Origin of the sequence: Shimia sp., assembly GCF_022448905.1 — a bacterium.
Lineage (GTDB): Bacteria > Pseudomonadota > Alphaproteobacteria > Rhodobacterales > Rhodobacteraceae > Shimia.
On sequence record NZ_JAKVCW010000002.1, the window covers coordinates 47,925 to 62,725 of the forward strand.

Annotated in this window: 17 protein-coding genes; 8 read left to right on the forward strand and 9 right to left on the reverse strand. The window is 60.0% G+C overall.

The genetic code is table 11. The features are described 5' to 3' along the window. Positions 1-48: 48 nt before the first annotated feature. The 3 genes from MK208_RS01945 to frr are packed head-to-tail and all read right to left on the reverse strand — an operon-like array spanning position 49 to position 2,110. On the reverse strand, positions 49-822 hold the full coding sequence (locus tag MK208_RS01945) for a phosphatidate cytidylyltransferase (protein ID WP_294113357.1): 774 nt from the start codon (positions 820-822) through the stop codon (positions 49-51). Further along, on the reverse strand, positions 819-1,541 hold the full coding sequence (locus tag MK208_RS01950) for an isoprenyl transferase (RefSeq protein ID WP_294113359.1): 723 nt from the start codon (positions 1,539-1,541) through the stop codon (positions 819-821). Before MK208_RS01950 ends, MK208_RS01945 begins: the two co-directional genes overlap by 4 nt. 5 nt (positions 1,542-1,546) lie before the next feature. Continuing rightward, entirely contained in the window at positions 1,547-2,110 is a 564-nt protein-coding gene (gene frr, locus MK208_RS01955; RefSeq protein WP_294113360.1) for a ribosome recycling factor, read from the reverse strand. A 227-nt stretch (positions 2,111-2,337) separates the two neighbouring features. On the opposite strand from frr, the gene MK208_RS01960 reads away from it, so the two are divergent. Next, the gene (locus tag MK208_RS01960) at positions 2,338-3,147 is read left to right on the forward strand and encodes a formate/nitrite transporter family protein (protein ID WP_294113362.1); all 810 of its coding nucleotides are present in this window, start codon (positions 2,338-2,340) and stop codon (positions 3,145-3,147) included. 59 nt (positions 3,148-3,206) lie between these two features. Here MK208_RS01960 and pyrH read toward each other — a convergent pair whose 3' ends face one another. Then, positions 3,207-3,941 (reverse strand): UMP kinase, encoded by a 735-nt coding sequence (gene pyrH / locus MK208_RS01965; protein WP_294113363.1) that lies wholly within the window; start codon positions 3,939-3,941, stop codon positions 3,207-3,209. A 119-nt stretch (positions 3,942-4,060) separates the two neighbouring features. Here pyrH and miaA point away from each other — a divergent pair, with 119 nt between their 5' ends. Next, positions 4,061-4,942 (forward strand): tRNA (adenosine(37)-N6)-dimethylallyltransferase MiaA, encoded by an 882-nt coding sequence (miaA, locus tag MK208_RS01970; protein ID WP_294113365.1) that lies wholly within the window; start codon positions 4,061-4,063, stop codon positions 4,940-4,942. Positions 4,943-5,029: 87 nt separating this feature from the next. Next, complete coding sequence (locus MK208_RS01975; protein ID WP_294113366.1) at positions 5,030-5,947, forward strand: AraC family transcriptional regulator; 918 nt, start codon at positions 5,030-5,032, stop codon at positions 5,945-5,947. Positions 5,948-5,968: 21 nt separating this feature from the next. Here the strand turns inward: MK208_RS01975 and MK208_RS01980 are convergent, their stop codons facing one another. After that, positions 5,969-6,553: a lytic transglycosylase domain-containing protein gene (locus tag MK208_RS01980; protein ID WP_294113368.1), complete on the reverse strand. Its 585-nt coding sequence runs from the start codon at positions 6,551-6,553 to the stop codon at positions 5,969-5,971. A gap of 206 nt (positions 6,554-6,759) precedes the next feature. Between MK208_RS01980 and ssb the strand changes: the two genes are divergently transcribed. Further along, positions 6,760-7,287, forward strand: coding sequence for a single-stranded DNA-binding protein (gene ssb / locus MK208_RS01985; protein ID WP_294113370.1), 528 nt, complete (start codon positions 6,760-6,762; stop codon positions 7,285-7,287). A gap of 142 nt (positions 7,288-7,429) precedes the next feature. Continuing rightward, positions 7,430-8,674: a peptidase T gene (gene pepT, locus MK208_RS01990; protein WP_294113371.1), complete on the forward strand. Its 1,245-nt coding sequence runs from the start codon at positions 7,430-7,432 to the stop codon at positions 8,672-8,674. A 50-nt stretch (positions 8,675-8,724) separates the two neighbouring features. Here the strand turns inward: pepT and aroB are convergent, their stop codons facing one another. Next, complete coding sequence (gene aroB / locus MK208_RS01995; RefSeq protein ID WP_294113373.1) at positions 8,725-9,837, reverse strand: 3-dehydroquinate synthase; 1,113 nt, start codon at positions 9,835-9,837, stop codon at positions 8,725-8,727. A 3-nt stretch (positions 9,838-9,840) separates the two neighbouring features. Then, the gene (locus MK208_RS02000) at positions 9,841-10,389 is read right to left on the reverse strand and encodes a shikimate kinase (protein ID WP_294113375.1); all 549 of its coding nucleotides are present in this window, start codon (positions 10,387-10,389) and stop codon (positions 9,841-9,843) included. 120 nt (positions 10,390-10,509) lie between these two features. Here MK208_RS02000 and MK208_RS02005 point away from each other — a divergent pair, with 120 nt between their 5' ends. The 3 genes from MK208_RS02005 to MK208_RS02015 are packed head-to-tail and all read left to right on the forward strand — an operon-like array spanning position 10,510 to position 13,138. Then, positions 10,510-10,659: a hypothetical protein gene (locus MK208_RS02005; RefSeq protein WP_283426350.1), complete on the forward strand. Its 150-nt coding sequence runs from the start codon at positions 10,510-10,512 to the stop codon at positions 10,657-10,659. Between the two features lie 4 nt (positions 10,660-10,663). Next, on the forward strand, positions 10,664-12,181 hold the full coding sequence (locus tag MK208_RS02010; RefSeq protein WP_294113383.1) for a hypothetical protein: 1,518 nt from the start codon (positions 10,664-10,666) through the stop codon (positions 12,179-12,181). A gap of 3 nt (positions 12,182-12,184) precedes the next feature. After that, positions 12,185-13,138 carry a site-specific tyrosine recombinase XerD gene (locus MK208_RS02015; protein ID WP_294113387.1) on the forward strand — a complete coding sequence of 318 codons (954 nt, stop codon included), beginning with the start codon at positions 12,185-12,187 and terminating at the stop codon, positions 13,136-13,138. On the opposite strand, the gene MK208_RS02020 is transcribed toward MK208_RS02015, so the two are convergent. Beyond that, entirely contained in the window at positions 13,102-13,920 is an 819-nt protein-coding gene (locus MK208_RS02020; RefSeq protein ID WP_294113390.1) for a metallophosphoesterase family protein, read from the reverse strand. The two genes, MK208_RS02015 and MK208_RS02020, sit on opposite strands and share 37 nt — an antisense overlap. Positions 13,921-14,047: 127 nt before the next feature. Beyond that, a complete protein-coding gene (locus MK208_RS02025; protein WP_294113393.1) occupies positions 14,048-14,749 on the reverse strand; it encodes a transporter substrate-binding domain-containing protein in 702 nt (233 codons plus the stop codon). Between the last annotated feature and the right edge of the window lie 52 nt (positions 14,750-14,801).

Consider the following 14,801-nt stretch of genomic DNA (forward strand, 5'->3'; position numbering starts at 1 on the left):
CAATGTGATGGTGAAAGCCGCAAAACCGGCCTCCCCACAAGACATCCGTTATGTCGCTGGCAGCCCCAGTACCGCGCCCAGCACCAACACCAGAAGTGCCGCGCCCAACATCGCATCAAACCGATCAAGCAAGCCGCCATGGCCGGGGATCAGATTGGAACTGTCTTTGATGCCGGTGTGGCGCTTGATCGCGCTTTCCGCCGCATCGCCCATCTGCGAAGCAAACGCCGTCAGGACCGACAGAATGATCAGCGGTGTCCCACCAAATGCCATGCCGACACAACCTGCAGCCACCCAGCCCGCCATGGTGCCAGACCACGTCTTCTTGGGGCTGACCTTAGGCCAAAATTTCGGGCCGCCAATCAGGCGACCAGCAAAGTAGCCAGCCACATCGGTCGCCACCACAACGGCCACCAGCCACAGCACCCAATAGGCGCCACGCACATCGCGCAAAACAATCAAGCCATAGCAGGCCAACATCAACCCCGCCGCGTAAGCGACATAAATCGCACGATCTTTCTTAAGTTGCCCCGCACCCGCCAGCGGCACCGCCAGTAGCATTGGCAGGATCGCTTGCCCCGGCACAAAGTCGGTCAATGCCAACACCACAGCCGCCAAAGCGCCCATGCAGAGTGACACTTTTTGATCACCACCGGACAGCATCCGGGTCAACTCCCAGACCATGCCGCCACAAATAATCACAACAAATTCGTGAAACAGGAAACCACCCTGCCAGATCGCCAATCCGCCCACGCCAAGCAGCACCACTGCTGACAGGGTTCGGGGCAGCAAATCGCCCCACTTGCTAGCCGTACCGCTCATACTGTCACCGCGCCAAACCGACGGTCGCGTTTGGCATAGGCGTCCACCAGCTTACGGAACTCTTCTTTGGAGAAGTCCGGCCACAGGGTGTCGATAAACTCATATTCAGCATAAGCTGACTGCCATAGAAGGAAGTTGGAAATCCGCGCTTCCCCGCTGGTCCGGATGACCAAGTCCGGATCCGGCAACACATGGGTGTCCAAATACTTGGGCAGTGTCTCCTCACCCACATCTTCGGGCTTGAGCGTGCCATCCGCCACATCCTGCGCCAACCGCTGGGTCGCTCGCGCCACCTCATCACGCCCACCGTAGTTCAACGCAATGGTCAGGTTCACGCCATCGTTGTCGGCGGTAAGCTCTTCCAGCTCATCCATCAAGGCGCGCAGCTTTTCGTCCAAACGCGGACGATCGCCGATGAACCGCACCCGCACCCCTTCCGCTTTCAGCCCACGGGCCTCTTTGCGAATGTACTGGCGGAACAGGCTCATCAAACCCGCAACTTCCGCCTGGGTACGCTTCCAGTTCTCGGTCGAGAACCCAAAAATCGTCAGATATTCCACGCCCAAAGGCTTGCAAGCGCGCACAATCTCCTTGACGCGCTTGGCTCCGGCGTGGTGCCCAAATAACCGCGGGCGACCGCGCGCCTGCGCCCAGCGGCCATTGCCATCCATAATAATGGCCACATGCCGAGGGCCGGTCGCGGGAATTTCTTCACCCATTTTGATCAGACCTGCATGATCTCGGATTGCTTGTTCTCAAGCGCGCCATCGATCTGCTTGATATAGCTGTCGGTCATTTCCTGAACTTCAGCTTCCCAAAGCTTCTGGTCGTCCTCAGACATACCATCGCCTTTGGCTTTCTTGATGCTGTCCATACCATCACGACGCACGTTGCGCACGGCCACACGGGCGTGCTCGGCATATTGAGCCGCCACCCGCGCCAACTCGGTCCGGCGCTCTTCGTTCAACTCAGGAATCGGCAGCATCACAATGGTGCCGTTGGTCTGTGGGTTGATGCCAAGACCGGAATTCATGATCGCTTTCTCAACCGCGCTCACCAGCGTTTTGTCCCACACATTGATGGTCACCATACGTGGTTCTGGCACGTTCACTGTCCCAACCTGGTTGATTGGTGTCTTGGAGCCATAAGCATCCACCATCACCGGCTCCAGCATGTTGGCTGAGGCACGGCCTGTGCGCAGCGAGGCAAATTCTGTTTTCAACGCGCCCATAGCGCCATCCATGCGGCGGGTCAGATCGTCGGTATCGAGTTCAAAATCTTCAGACATTGCTGCTCTTTCAGTCTCTCATGTTCTGCTGACAAAGCTCTTAGGCTATTGTGTTCAACTTGTATAGCACAGGCAGGCTTCGGTGAAGCCCTGATCCCTTTGGTTTTGCCGCACAACCAATCCTCAATCGCGCACCGGGAAAAGCTTTTGAGACGTCGCTTTCGGAATTTTCATTACCAGAGTGTTTTAGTAAGAATTCTGCAACGCGCGACACGACAGGACCGAACATGACGCAAGTGACCCCCACTGGACTAGACGCCCACAAGCCCGCAGAGATCACCCGACTGATCAGACTTTCCGGCATTGCCAAAGCAGAAATGCCACTGGCACCACTGATCACGCTTTCGGTTCTTGGCGGCGTTTTTATCTCATTGGGGGCCTTGTTTTATACGCAAACCACATCCGGATTCGCGGATTTAAATGGTGGCATTACGCTCATGGGCGGCGTGGCGTTTTCGCTCGGGCTTATCTTGGTCGTGGTCGGCGGCGCAGAGCTCTTTACCGGCAACACCATGATTGTCATGGCCTACGTCGACAAACGCATTACCTCCCAGGCGTTGCTGCGCAACTGGGCAATTGTCTTGCTTGGCAACGCCATTGGATGTGCCGCGATCGTTTCACTTGTTTATGGTGCCGGGCTTTTGGACGGCGCCCTTGGACAGCGCGCCGCAGCCATCTCCAATGCAAAAATTGCATTGTCTCCTTTTGAAGCGTTTTGCCGAGGCATCCTGTGCAACGCTTTGGTATGCTTAGCCGTCTGGCTGGCTGTGTCTGCCCGAACTGCCATGGGCATGATCTTGTCTATTGTTTGGCCCGTGGCCGCATTTGTGGCAATCGGCCTGGAACACTCCATTGCCAATCTTTACCTGATTCCGGCTGGCGCGCTTGCCGGAGCACCTGTGTCTTCTGGCGCGTTTGTTGCAAACCTCTTGCCTGTGCTCGCAGGCAACGTCATCGGCGGCGCTGGAGGCGTGGCCTTGGCCTATCGTCTGGCCTACGGACGGAGCTTGCGGGACGAGCCAGCAACCAGCCTTTAGCCCAACAAAAAAACGGAGGCCCCAAAGGACCTCCGCTGCAAATCTCTTCGCTGTGCGTCTTAGACAACCTTTGTATAGGTGCCCTTGCCGGCGAGAATGCCTTTGAACCCACCCGGCTCATCCAATGGGAACACAATCAGCGGCAGGTTGTTGTCCCGTGCCAGCGCAATCGCGCTCGCATCCATCACCCGCAGACGCTTGGCCAGCACCTCATCATAGGTGATCTCGTCATAGCGCACCGCGTCGTCACGCTCGGCCGGGTCTTTGTCGTAGATGCCATCCACACCGTTTTTGCCCATAAAGATCGCCTCACAGGCCATCTCATTGGCGCGCAAGGTCGCGGCAGTATCGGTGGTGAAATACGGGTTGCCAGTCCCTGCTGCAAAGATACACACACGCTTTTTCTCAAGGTGACGCACCGCGCGGCGGCGAATATACGGCTCGGCCACCTCATCCATGCGGATCGCGCTGATCACACGGGTGAACACGCCCAGCCCCTCCAACGCGCTCTGCATCGCCAGCGCGTTCATCACGGTCGCCAACATGCCCATGTAGTCGGCCGTGGTGCGTTCCATCCCTTGAGCTGCCCCGGACAAGCCGCGGAACACATTGCCGCCGCCGATCACCATGCAGATCTCGACGCCCATGTCGTGTACAGATTTCACTTCCTTGGCGATACGCTCAATTGTGGGCGGATGCAGGCCATAGCCCTGATCTCCCATCAACGCCTCCCCCGAAATCTTCAACATCACACGGTTAAAGGTTGCGTCGGCGGGGACGGTGTCGTCGCTCATGTTGCACTCCATCTGCGCATCGTTTTAGGATTGGCCGCAAAATGTCGGAAAACGCGCGCAGGTTCAATGCGAGAGTTGGGGATAACCGACAAAAGTAAGCGCAAAGTCAGGTCTCTCTCATGTCACAGCTGCCGCCCATCGCCCCGGACCAACCGGTTCTGATCGCAGGCCCCACCGCCAGCGGCAAAAGTGCCCTCGCTTTGCAGATTGCACAGGCGCAAGGCGGCGTCATCATCAACGCCGATGCGATTCAGGTGTTTGACAACTGGCGCGTGCTCACGGCCCGACCGCCGGAAGAAGACGAAGCCGCCGCGCCGCACCTGCTTTACGGCCATGTTCCCTATGACGCAGATTATTCCGTGGGTCATTGGCTGCGCGAGGTTGCGCCGCTTTTGAAAGGTGGCCCCCGCCCGATCATTGTTGGCGGCACAGGGCTGTATTTCACTGCGCTGACGCAAGGTTTGGCCGAAATTCCCGCCACGCCCCCGGCGCTGCGCGAAGAGGCAAACGCCCGCGTTGCCAAAGAAGGTTTTGAAACCCTGCTGGCGGAACTCGACGCCAAAACAGCTGCCCGTATTGATTGCCAGAACCCGATGCGCGTGCAACGCGCTTGGGAAGTGCTCACCGCAACCGGTAAACCCTTGGCGGACTGGCAAGACAACACGCCCCCCCCGCTCCTGCCGCAGTCTGATACATTGCCAATTGTGTTTGATGTGCCCAAGGACTGGATCAACAACCGCATTGCCCGCCGCTTTGACCTGATGCTGGAACAAGGCGCGCTGGAGGAAGCCGAAGCCAATCTCGCCACCTACGATCCAACCCATCTCTCCGCCAAAGCCATCGGCGCGCCGGAACTCATCGCCCATCTGCGTGGCGAAATTGATCTGGAAACCGCTCGAGAACAGGCCACAATCGCGACACGCCAGTTTGCCAAGCGCCAACGCACCTGGTTCCGCTCCAAAATGAAAACCTGGCATCACTACACGCCAGAAAGTCTCTAACCCGCGCGGGTTTTTGTCAGTTTGTGACAAAAGGCGCAGAGACCCCACTTGCTCGAATCGCACATCCTGCGCTTAATCAGCTGCAAGATGGCTGATAAAAATTTACATATCCCGTCATTTATGACCAAACCGGGCATGGGAGGCATGGCCGCACCTGCGCGCAAGCCAACCGCGCCTGTTGAGCCGAAACCTGCGCTGCGGCCCATCGTGCCCGATCAGCCTTTACCGCAAATTCGTGTAGAAACCCTTGCCGGTCTGACCAAAGGCGCGCCTTGGTTGTTGGAACAATTGCACGTGCGCACGCACCACATCCTGCTCTGGACCACACGGGGCCAGGGTCGGGTTCTGCTGCATGGCCTGCGGCGCGGCTTTGGCGCCCACAACGCGATCTTTGTCCCTGCGGGCAAACTGCTCGCTTTTGAACTTGGCCTTCAGGTGCAGGGCCTCGCCATGCTGATCCCGGACGACGGCCGTGTCACCCTGCCAGATCGTGCACAACATCTGCGCTTGCAAGACGGCACCGAACAAGCGGAGTTCACCGCCATCCTAGACGCGTTGCGCCGCGAGCTGCATGACCAACGCCCGTTCATGGCCGAAGCCTTGAACGCCCACGCCCGCCTGCTCTCCGTCGCCCTACGCCGCGACCTTCAGGAAGCTGGCCCGCCCCCGCCAACCCGTGCGTCTGAGCGGATTGTGCGCCGCTTCTGTGACATACTTGCTGCCGAATACACCCATGGCCACCCCATGGCCTGGTATGCGGACCAACTCGACATCACACCGACGCACCTAACCCGCGTCTGCCGCCAAGCGGCCGGGCTTACTGCTGCAGAAATGCTCTCACAAATGACCCAGCACCGCGCCCGCAGCCTGCTTTTGGACAGCGACCTGCCGATCAATCGTGTGGCTGATTCTCTAGGGTTTGGCAGCGCCGCCTATTTCACGCGCTTCTGCCAGCAACACTTTGGCGCCGCGCCTAGCCAGGTCCGCAAACAGGCCCGCGCCTAAGGTCCTCATGAACGTGAGAGGTTATCCGCCCCAGATCACCCGCACATAATTGCGAGTCTCGGCATAGGGCGGCACGCCACCATATTTCTCCACCGCGCCCGGCCCAGCGTTATAGGCCGCCAAGGCCAACCGCCAGCTGCCAAACTTCTGGTACTGCTGCTTCAAATACCGCGCCCCACCTTCCAGGTTCTGCTGCGGATCCATCGGATCCACCCGCAACAACCGCGCGGTCTGCGGCATCAACTGCGCCAGACCCAAGGCCCCTTTGTGGGACTTGGCCGTCGCATTCCAATTGCTTTCCTGCTGCACCAGCTTCAGGAACAGATCCACCGGCACGCCATGGAGCAACGCCGCCTCCTGCGCCATCGCCAGATACGGCCCTCGGTATTTGCCCTGATAGCTGCCGTTGCCCCATTTGGACGGCGTGTAAATCGGCTTGGGTTTCAACCGCACGGAATTGCGATACTGCTCTGACGCACGTCCATCGAGCACTTTTGTCTGGTTCTTAAACAACCGCGCATTGGATTTGGTCGACAGGCTCTGCGCCGCCACTGGCCCAGCAACCAAGGCCAATCCAATCACCAGTCCCAAAATCCTGCGCGCCATCTGCGCCTGCTCCACCCTGCTTTTGCGGCTTTCTTAACCAAATTGTAGGCAATTTTCCAGACCACAGAACCGTGCTTGGCAAATTCCCGCGCGCCCTGCGGGATTTTCACCGCAGGTTATCCACAAGAAACCGCTTCCCATTCAGCCCCCGCAGTGGTGTATGGTGCCCCAAATCGAGAGAAAGAATCCGTGGGAGACATAGGCGCATGGCCGGATCGGTGAACAAAGTAATCCTTATTGGCAACCTGGGCCGCGACCCCGAGGTGCGCTCCTTCCAGAATGGCGGCAAGGTCTGCAACCTGCGCATCGCCACCTCTGAAACCTGGAAAGACCGCAACACCGGCGAGCGTCGCGAGAAAACCGAATGGCACTCCGTGGCCATCTTCCAGGAAGGCCTCGTACGCATCGCCGAGCAATACCTGCGCAAAGGCTCCAAAGTCTACGTCGAAGGCAAGCTGCAAACCCGCAAATGGCAGGACCAGTCCGGCCAGGACCGCTACTCCACCGAAGTGGTGTTGCAGGGCTTTGACGGCGTACTGACAATGCTCGACGGCCGCTCCGGCGGTGGTGACGGCGGCGGCTTTGGTGGCGGTGGCGGCGGCTTCGACCAAGGCGGTGGCGGCTACGGCGGCGGTTATGACCAAGGCGGCGGCGGCAACTTCGGTGGCGGCGGTGGCGGCAACCAGGGCGGCCCAGCCCCAAGCCGAGACATGGACGACGAAATCCCGTTCTAAGTCACAGACACCCGATAGATCACAGAGGTCGCCCTTTCGGCGGCCTCTTTTTATGCGCTCCCTCCCGCCACCTGCGCTTTACACCGCCGCAAACTTCTCCCAATGTCATGCACAAGTGAACGATCATTCAGCGAGACCCGACATGACCGACTCAAATCAGTTCAACCAGAAACTCACGGACCGCCTGGTCACCTATTGCGCCATCGACAGCCAGTCTGATGAGCATTCCACCAGCATCCCATCCACAGACATCCAGCTCGACGTCTCCCGCCATCTGGTTGCGGAACTCGAACGCATTGGTGCGTCAGATGTGGAGCTGACCTCCTACGGCGTGGTCCTCGCCACGGTGCCTGCCACCGTGGAAGATGCCCCCACCATTGGCTTCTGCGCCCATGTCGACACCGCACCACAGTTCAACGCCACCGGCGTGAAACCCCGCGTTATTGCCAATTGGGACGGCAGCGACATCACCTACCCCGACAACCCGGATCTGGTCCTGAACCCGTCAACGTCTGCCTACCTCGAAGGCAAAGTAGGCGAAGACATCATCACCGCCTCTGGCCTAACGCTCCTGGGCGCCGATGACAAAGCCGGGGTGGCGATCATCATGACCATGGCCGAGCATCTGCTCACGACGCCGGACCTGAAACACGGCAAAGTGCGCCTCACTTTCACCCCAGATGAGGAAATAGGCAAAGGCGTGCACGCGGACCTTCCTGCCGACTTTGGCGTCGATTTCGCCTACACGCTGGATGGCGCCAAACGCGGCACCATGGAGTATGAAACCTTCTCTGCCGACGGCGCAGTCATCACCATCACCGGTACCTCCGCCCATCCCGGCTATGCCAAAAACAAAATGACCAACGCGCTGCATGTGGCAGCACAGATTGTCTCCGACCTAAACGAGCCCGGCACCACCCCGGAAACCACCTCCGGCCGCGAAAGCTTCACCCACATCTACGCCCAGGAAGGCGGCAGCAGCGAAGTCACCCTGCGCTTCATTTTACGCGCCTTCGAAATGGACGACCTCGAGGCACAAGCCGCCCGCCTGCAAGCCGCCTGCGCCAAGGCCGAAGCGGATTTCCCTGGCTCCAAAGTGACCGGCGAGATCAGCAAGCAATACCGCAACATGCGCTACTGGCTCGAAAACGACATGACGCCGGTGGACCTTGCGCGTGAGGCCATCCGCACCGAAGGCTTTGATCCCGAGTCCGTGCCCATTCGTGGCGGCACCGACGGCTCCCGCCTCACGGAATTGGGCGTGCCTTGCCCGAACCTCTACACCGGCATGATGGAAATCCACGGCCCACTGGAGTGGATCTCGGTGCAAGACATGGCCAGCGCCACACGCATGATCTCCAATCTCGTGCAAATCGCTGCCAAATAACAAAAAAGCCGACCCACTGGGTCGGCTTTCGATTTCAACTGTCGACAGTCTTACCGCCGCGCCAGCTCTTCTTGCAGCAGCTGGCGCACCACATCACGCGGCACATCTGCGGTCACAAAGGCCTCGCCGATCCCGCGCGCCAAAATGAAGCGCAGTTGACCATCCACAACTTTCTTGTCCTGCCCCATCAGATCCAGCAGCCCATCGGCATCAGGAAGCTCGCCCTCAATGTCCTTGAGGTCCACCTTCATGCCCATAGCCCGCAGATGCTCCCGCACCCGGCTTGGCGCCTCTTGCGAGCAGAGCCCCAAACGCATCGACAACTCAAACGCCAAAGCACACCCCACGGCCACGCCTTCGCCATGCAGCAAGCGGTCGCCATATCCCGTGGCCGCTTCCAGCGCGTGACAGAACGTATGCCCCAGATTGAGCAAAGCGCGATCCCCCTGCTCGGTCTCATCGCGCATCACAATCTCAGCCTTCATCTCACAAGACCGCTTCACCGCCGCAATCCGCGCTGCCTCATCCCCTGCCGCCAGTGCAGGCCCCTGTGCTTCGAGCCACTCAAAGAAGTTCGCATCGCCGAGCATGCCGTATTTCACCACTTCGCCGTAACCGGCGAGGAAATCGCGCGGCGTCAGCGTGCCCAGCACATCAATATCCGCCAGCACCAAACGCGGCTGATGAAACGCGCCAACAAGGTTCTTGCCCAGCGGACTGTTGATGCCGGTCTTGCCGCCCACAGAACTGTCCACCTGCGCCAAAAGACTGGTTGGGATTTGCACAAAGCCAACGCCACGGCGCAGAATCGCTGCCGCAAACCCGGTCAGATCCCCAATCACACCGCCACCAAGCGCCACCACAAGGTCCTTGCGCTCCACACGTTGCGACAACAACCACTCAACGGTTTGCTCCAGATAAGCCCAGCTCTTGGTGCTCTCGCCCGCAGGCAGCACCAGCGCTTCCATGGCAATGCCATCCGCCGCCAGCCCATCGCGCAACGTCTCCAGATGCAGCGCCGCGACGTTTTCATCCGTGACCACACAGACCTGCTTGCGCGCCAGCATTGGCCCAATCAATGCTCCGGCTTGTGTCAGCAACCCCGGCCCGATGTGAATGTCATATTCCCGGCCCTCAAGACCGACGTGTACGGTTTCCATCACGGCTTATGTCTCCGCCAAAACATCGGGGCGCGCGTCCAACAACGCCTGAGCCACCCGATCTGCCATTTCCTCAATGCTCAAGCCGGCCTCCGCTTTCACTGGCAAATCCGCCAGGCTGTAGAGCGGCACCCGCGCATCAAAAATCTCTTCCAGCGTTCTGCGCGGGTTGTCCGTGCGCAACAGCGGCCGCGTGTCTTTGTGTTTCACACGGTTCCACAGCAGCTCCACATCCGCATCCAGCCAGACAGCAACACCACGTTTGGAGATTTCTGCCCGATTGCCCTCTGCGAGGTATGCGCCACCACCGGTAGACAGGATGCAGCGCTCCTCTTCCAGCAGCCGGGCAATCACTTGACTCTCTTTTAGGCGGAAAAACGCTTCCCCATCTCGCTCGAAAATCTCGGCAATGCTCATATTGGCCGCCTTCACGATCTCCGCGTCGGTATCGATAAAAGACACATTAAGTTTGGCCGCTAAAGCCTTACCAACAGCGGTTTTTCCCGCCCCCATCATGCCAACAAACACAACGGTTTTTTTCAAATCATAGCTCATCAAACGCCCGCTATCGGCTAAGCCTTGCCCAAAAGTGTGGTTTGCGCATTGAATGACGTGATCTTGCCCAAAAGGCCAGTTATAAGTTGAAAAAAAACAGGCAGGATAATCGAGGATATTATGGGCAGACTCTTTCGAGCCTTGTTGTTTCTAGTGGTTTTGGCAGCAGTTGCGCTGGTAGCTTACGCCTATCTCGGGCCGATCTTTGGCGCGGATTTCTCCGCGCCACAGGCCGAGGTGCGCATTCCTCTGGAACTGACGGGGCAATAATCAGGTGATCCGCCCGCTTCGCAGCCCAGTCGCCGCTCTCTTGCTCGGCACCGCGCCGCTCCATGCACAGGACGCACCGCTCTCCGCCATCGACTGGCTCGACAACACGCCCACGGTGACCCTCGACATGGGACTGCCACTCACCGAAGATCCGGTGAGCAAAGGCGTCTCCACGCCCACCATCAATGTCAGCCCGCTGTCGGAAACCTCACAGGACGCCGTGGGCCTGTTGCCTTCCAACGTGACCGGCCTGCCCGCCTCGCTTTGGTCCGCCTCTGACGCGGACACGCTGGCCGAACTGGTGGATGCGCAGCGCCCCGAGGTGCTACCCGCCATGCAGGCGCTTCTCTATACATTGCTGCTGGCCGAGGCCGACGCCCCGCGCGAGACCGGCGTCACCAACGAACTCCTGCTGGCCCGTGTCGACAAACTGGTCGAGATGGGCGCATTGGAACAGGCCGAAGCCCTGCTGGAACGCGCAGGTCCCACAACACCGTCGCTGTTCAAACGCTGGTTTGATGTCACCCTCCTGATGGGCCAGGAGACCCGCGCCTGCGAGGCCCTTATGGCCGCGCCGCATCTTGCCACTGACTACGCCTCCCGTATCTTCTGCACCGCTCGCGCCGGCGATTGGCGTGCTGCGGCGCTGACGTTGGACACCGCCAAAGCCCTCGGTCTGATTTCTGAGGAAATGGACGCGCTGCTTCTGCGCTTCCTTGATCCCGAATTGTTTGAAGGCGAGCCGCTTCTGGTGGCCGCCAACGGCCCCGACCCGCTCAAGTTCCGCTTATATGAAGCCATCGGCGAAGGCCAAACCGCCGCCCGCCTGCCGCGCCCCTACGCCCATGCCGATCTGCGCGACACCGCCGGCTGGAAAGCGCAGCTTGAGGCCGCCGAACGCCTCGCCCGCACCTCCGCGCTGCACGAAAACGCCCTGCTTGGCATCTACACCGAAGGCTCCCCCTCCGCATCTGGCATGATCTGGGACCGTGTCGCCGCACTGCAAGCCTTTGACCGCGCTATGACCGCACAAGACATCCGCGACGTTTCTGACACGCTGCCTCAAGCCTGGGCCGCCATGCAGCAGGTCCACCTCGAAGTGCCCTTTGCCCGCCTTTACGGCCCGCAACTTCTACAATTACCCCTGCAAGGCGTCACCGCCCGCTTAGCTCGCGACATTGCGCTACTGTCTTCCGACTACGAACGCGCCGCCCGCTCCGGCCCACGCGACTTCCTTGCTGGACTGGCCCTTGGTGCCCCACCGCGCACGCCCACCGATCCGGTGCACCGCGCCATCGCCGACGCCTTCCACGACGCCGGTGTGCCACAAGAAATCTCCACCATGCTGGCCCGTGGCCAACTGGGCGAAAGCCTGTTGACGGCGATGGACCTGATGGATGACGGTGCCGCCGGCAACCTCGGTGCCTTGACCGAAGCCCTCGCCACCTTCCGCGCAGTGGGTCTGGAAGACACCGCCCGCCGCGCCGCGCTACAAGTGGCGCTTTTGGACACCCGAGGCTGATCTATGACGGCGCCCGCTGACAGGCTGCAATGGATTGCCACCTTCCTTGAAGCGCAGGCCGCTGAACTTGGCGCGTCGCCCAATACCCAAGCCGCCTACGCCCGCGATCTGCGCGACTTCGCCACCTGGGCCCATGGCAAATCCCACAGCTTTGACGCGCTCTCCCAATCCGACATCGAAGACTACCTGCTCTTCTGTGACGCTCAGGGCCTCGCCCAATCCACCCGCGCCCGCCGCCTTTCCGCCATCAAGCAACTGTTCCGTTTTGCCTTTGAACAAGGCTGGCGAACTGACAACCCTGCGATCCAGATCAAAGGCCCCGGCCGCGCCAAGCGTCTGCCCAAAACACTGGAAGTCACCGAGGTCGACGGTCTGCTCGCCGCAGCCCGCACCCACGGGCGCAGCACAGATGACCGGCTGCGCAATACATGTTTGATGGAACTGCTCTACGCCACCGGCATGCGCGTGACCGAGTTGGTCAGCCTACCGGTTTCCGCCGCCCGCGGCGATCCGCAAATGCTCCTGGTGATGGGCAAAGGCGGCAAAGAACGCATGGTGCCGCTCTCTCCGCCCGCGCGGGACGCACTTGCCGCCTGGCTCACCTGCCGCGACGCCGCCGAGGACATCGCCCGCTCCAAAGGCAAGCCTACCTCGCGCTTCCTCTTTCCGTCTCGCGGCGCTTCTGGCCATCTCACCCGGCACCGTTTCTACATGCTGATCAAAGACCTGGCCGTCGCCGCCGGTGTCTCCCCGGCCAAAGTCACACCGCACACACTGCGCCACGCGTTTGCGACCCACCTCTTGGCCAACGGCGCCGACCTACGGGTGATCCAGACGCTTTTGGGGCACGCCGATGTTGCCACCACCGAAATCTATACCCATGTGTTGGATGAACGCCTGCGCGAGCTGGTCACCACCCATCACCCTTTGGCCAAAGATGGCAAGCGCAACGCCTGAGGCAACACATCCTCAGATGGCCAATAGCCGCTGAGCAACGCGCGATCATAGCCCTGCGTCAACCCAGCTGCCTGCATCGCAACCTGCGCGGCCGCCGCATTATAGGTCAACTCTTTGATCTTCGCCGCGCCATCCTGAAGAACCACAAACCGTGTCTCCGGCCGCCCATCATGCTCCGGCATGCCAACAGCCCCGGCATTCACCCAGGTCACGCCGCCAACCTGCCGCTGAAACGCGATACCGGAATGCCCCGCGATCACCACATCCACCGGTCCAACCAACGCCTCAAGCGACGCAAGTTCCTCTACAAACACAGCCTCCGGCGACACCGAAAACACAAACCGCGCCACATCGGTCACCCCGCCATGGATCACGGCAACACGCGCGCCACCCTGCTGAAAGGTCACAACATCCGGCAATCCTGCCATCCACCGCCGCGCCTCTGCGTCCACCTCTGCGTTCGCATGCGCATACCACCCTGCTGACAAAAGATCACAAGTCGTACCCGCTTCAAAACCGCAACCACAATCCAGCGCATTGGCCGCCAGCTGCTTTTCACAGTTGCCTGCCACCACAACAGATTGCGCCGCGCGCACCGCCGCCACAGTCTCCGCTGGTTGCGCGCAATAAGCCACCACATCACCGGTGCAAATCACGTTGCCAGTGGGCACCCCAAGCACCGCCGCCTGCGCCAGAATCGCCTCCGTGGCCTGCAAATTGGAATACGGCCCGCCAAACAACAGCACCGGCCCTGCCAATTCACCCAAATCCTGATGTCGCACAGCCCACCTCCGCCAAGTCGTTGCCGCAGGTGTACGACGTCCAGCCCAAAGCGCCAATCACATGACCGTCAGACAACAAAAGGCCGGGCACATAGCCCGGCCTTCCCGACGTCACCTCAAAAGAGATTTAGTCGTACTTCGCTACGAAGGCTTCTTGGGTACCGTCAGCGAGGATCGAGTCAATCGCTTCGTCCATGCGGGCAATCACGGACTCATCTGTGGTCTTGGAGCACGCCAGGAAGAATTCGTTCCGGGAAATCTCCATGGCGATTTCAAAACCGCCCTCTTCAATCGCCACAGCTGCTGCAGATTCCAGCGCCACCATGTAGTCCACACGGCCCGCGCCCAGCTTCTTCAAGGTCATCTCTGCATCTGGTGCCAGATCGATATCGCTTGCGCCCAGACGGTCGAGCAGCGCCACAGCAAAATCGCCGGTCTGCGTGCCAACCTTCTTGGTCAGTGCCTGCTCAACAGAAGTCACGTCGCCGTTCGCGCCTGGCTTCTGGATCAGATAAATCGCCTCAGAGTACATTGGGCCAGCCCAGTTGAAGCGGTCTTCCCGCTCTGGCGTACGTGCAGTCGTGAACACGCAAGTGTTGGCGTCCTGCTCAGCCAAAGTGATGGCACGCGACCACTTGGTCACTTCCATCTCGGCGGACACACCAGAGCGCGACAACGCTTCGTTGATGATGTCCACACCGTGGCCGGTCAGCTCACCGTTTTCGACGTAGTTGTAAGGGGCATAGTCTTCCGTAAAAAACTTCACGTCCGCGGCCTGTGCTACGGTTGCAGTGGACAGGGCCAGTGCGCAGAGTGCCAGAGTTTTCATTGGTGGATTTCCTCGCTTTAAATCTCTGCCCCCGGTTCTGCGCGCCATGTCT

Excerpts from the sequence above, each read along its gene's own strand:
- MK208_RS01945 (WP_294113357.1), bottom strand. The coding sequence starts at position 822 with ATGAGCGGTACGGCTAGCAAGTGGGGCGATTTGCTGCCCCGAACCCTG.
- MK208_RS01950 (WP_294113359.1), bottom strand. The coding sequence starts at position 1,541 with ATGGGTGAAGAAATTCCCGCGACCGGCCCTCGGCATGTGGCCATTATT.
- frr (WP_294113360.1), bottom strand. The coding sequence starts at position 2,110 with ATGTCTGAAGATTTTGAACTCGATACCGACGATCTGACCCGCCGCATG.
- MK208_RS01960 (WP_294113362.1), top strand. The coding sequence starts at position 2,338 with ATGACGCAAGTGACCCCCACTGGACTAGACGCCCACAAGCCCGCAGAG.
- pyrH (WP_294113363.1), bottom strand. The coding sequence starts at position 3,941 with ATGAGCGACGACACCGTCCCCGCCGACGCAACCTTTAACCGTGTGATG.
- miaA (WP_294113365.1), top strand. The coding sequence starts at position 4,061 with ATGTCACAGCTGCCGCCCATCGCCCCGGACCAACCGGTTCTGATCGCA.
- MK208_RS01975 (WP_294113366.1), top strand. The coding sequence starts at position 5,030 with ATGGCTGATAAAAATTTACATATCCCGTCATTTATGACCAAACCGGGC.
- MK208_RS01980 (WP_294113368.1), bottom strand. The coding sequence starts at position 6,553 with ATGGCGCGCAGGATTTTGGGACTGGTGATTGGATTGGCCTTGGTTGCT.
- ssb (WP_294113370.1), top strand. The coding sequence starts at position 6,760 with ATGGCCGGATCGGTGAACAAAGTAATCCTTATTGGCAACCTGGGCCGC.
- pepT (WP_294113371.1), top strand. The coding sequence starts at position 7,430 with ATGACCGACTCAAATCAGTTCAACCAGAAACTCACGGACCGCCTGGTC.
- MK208_RS02000 (WP_294113375.1), bottom strand. The coding sequence starts at position 10,389 with ATGAGCTATGATTTGAAAAAAACCGTTGTGTTTGTTGGCATGATGGGG.
- MK208_RS02005 (WP_283426350.1), top strand. The coding sequence starts at position 10,510 with ATGGGCAGACTCTTTCGAGCCTTGTTGTTTCTAGTGGTTTTGGCAGCA.
- MK208_RS02015 (WP_294113387.1), top strand. The coding sequence starts at position 12,185 with ATGACGGCGCCCGCTGACAGGCTGCAATGGATTGCCACCTTCCTTGAA.
- MK208_RS02025 (WP_294113393.1), bottom strand. The coding sequence starts at position 14,749 with ATGAAAACTCTGGCACTCTGCGCACTGGCCCTGTCCACTGCAACCGTA.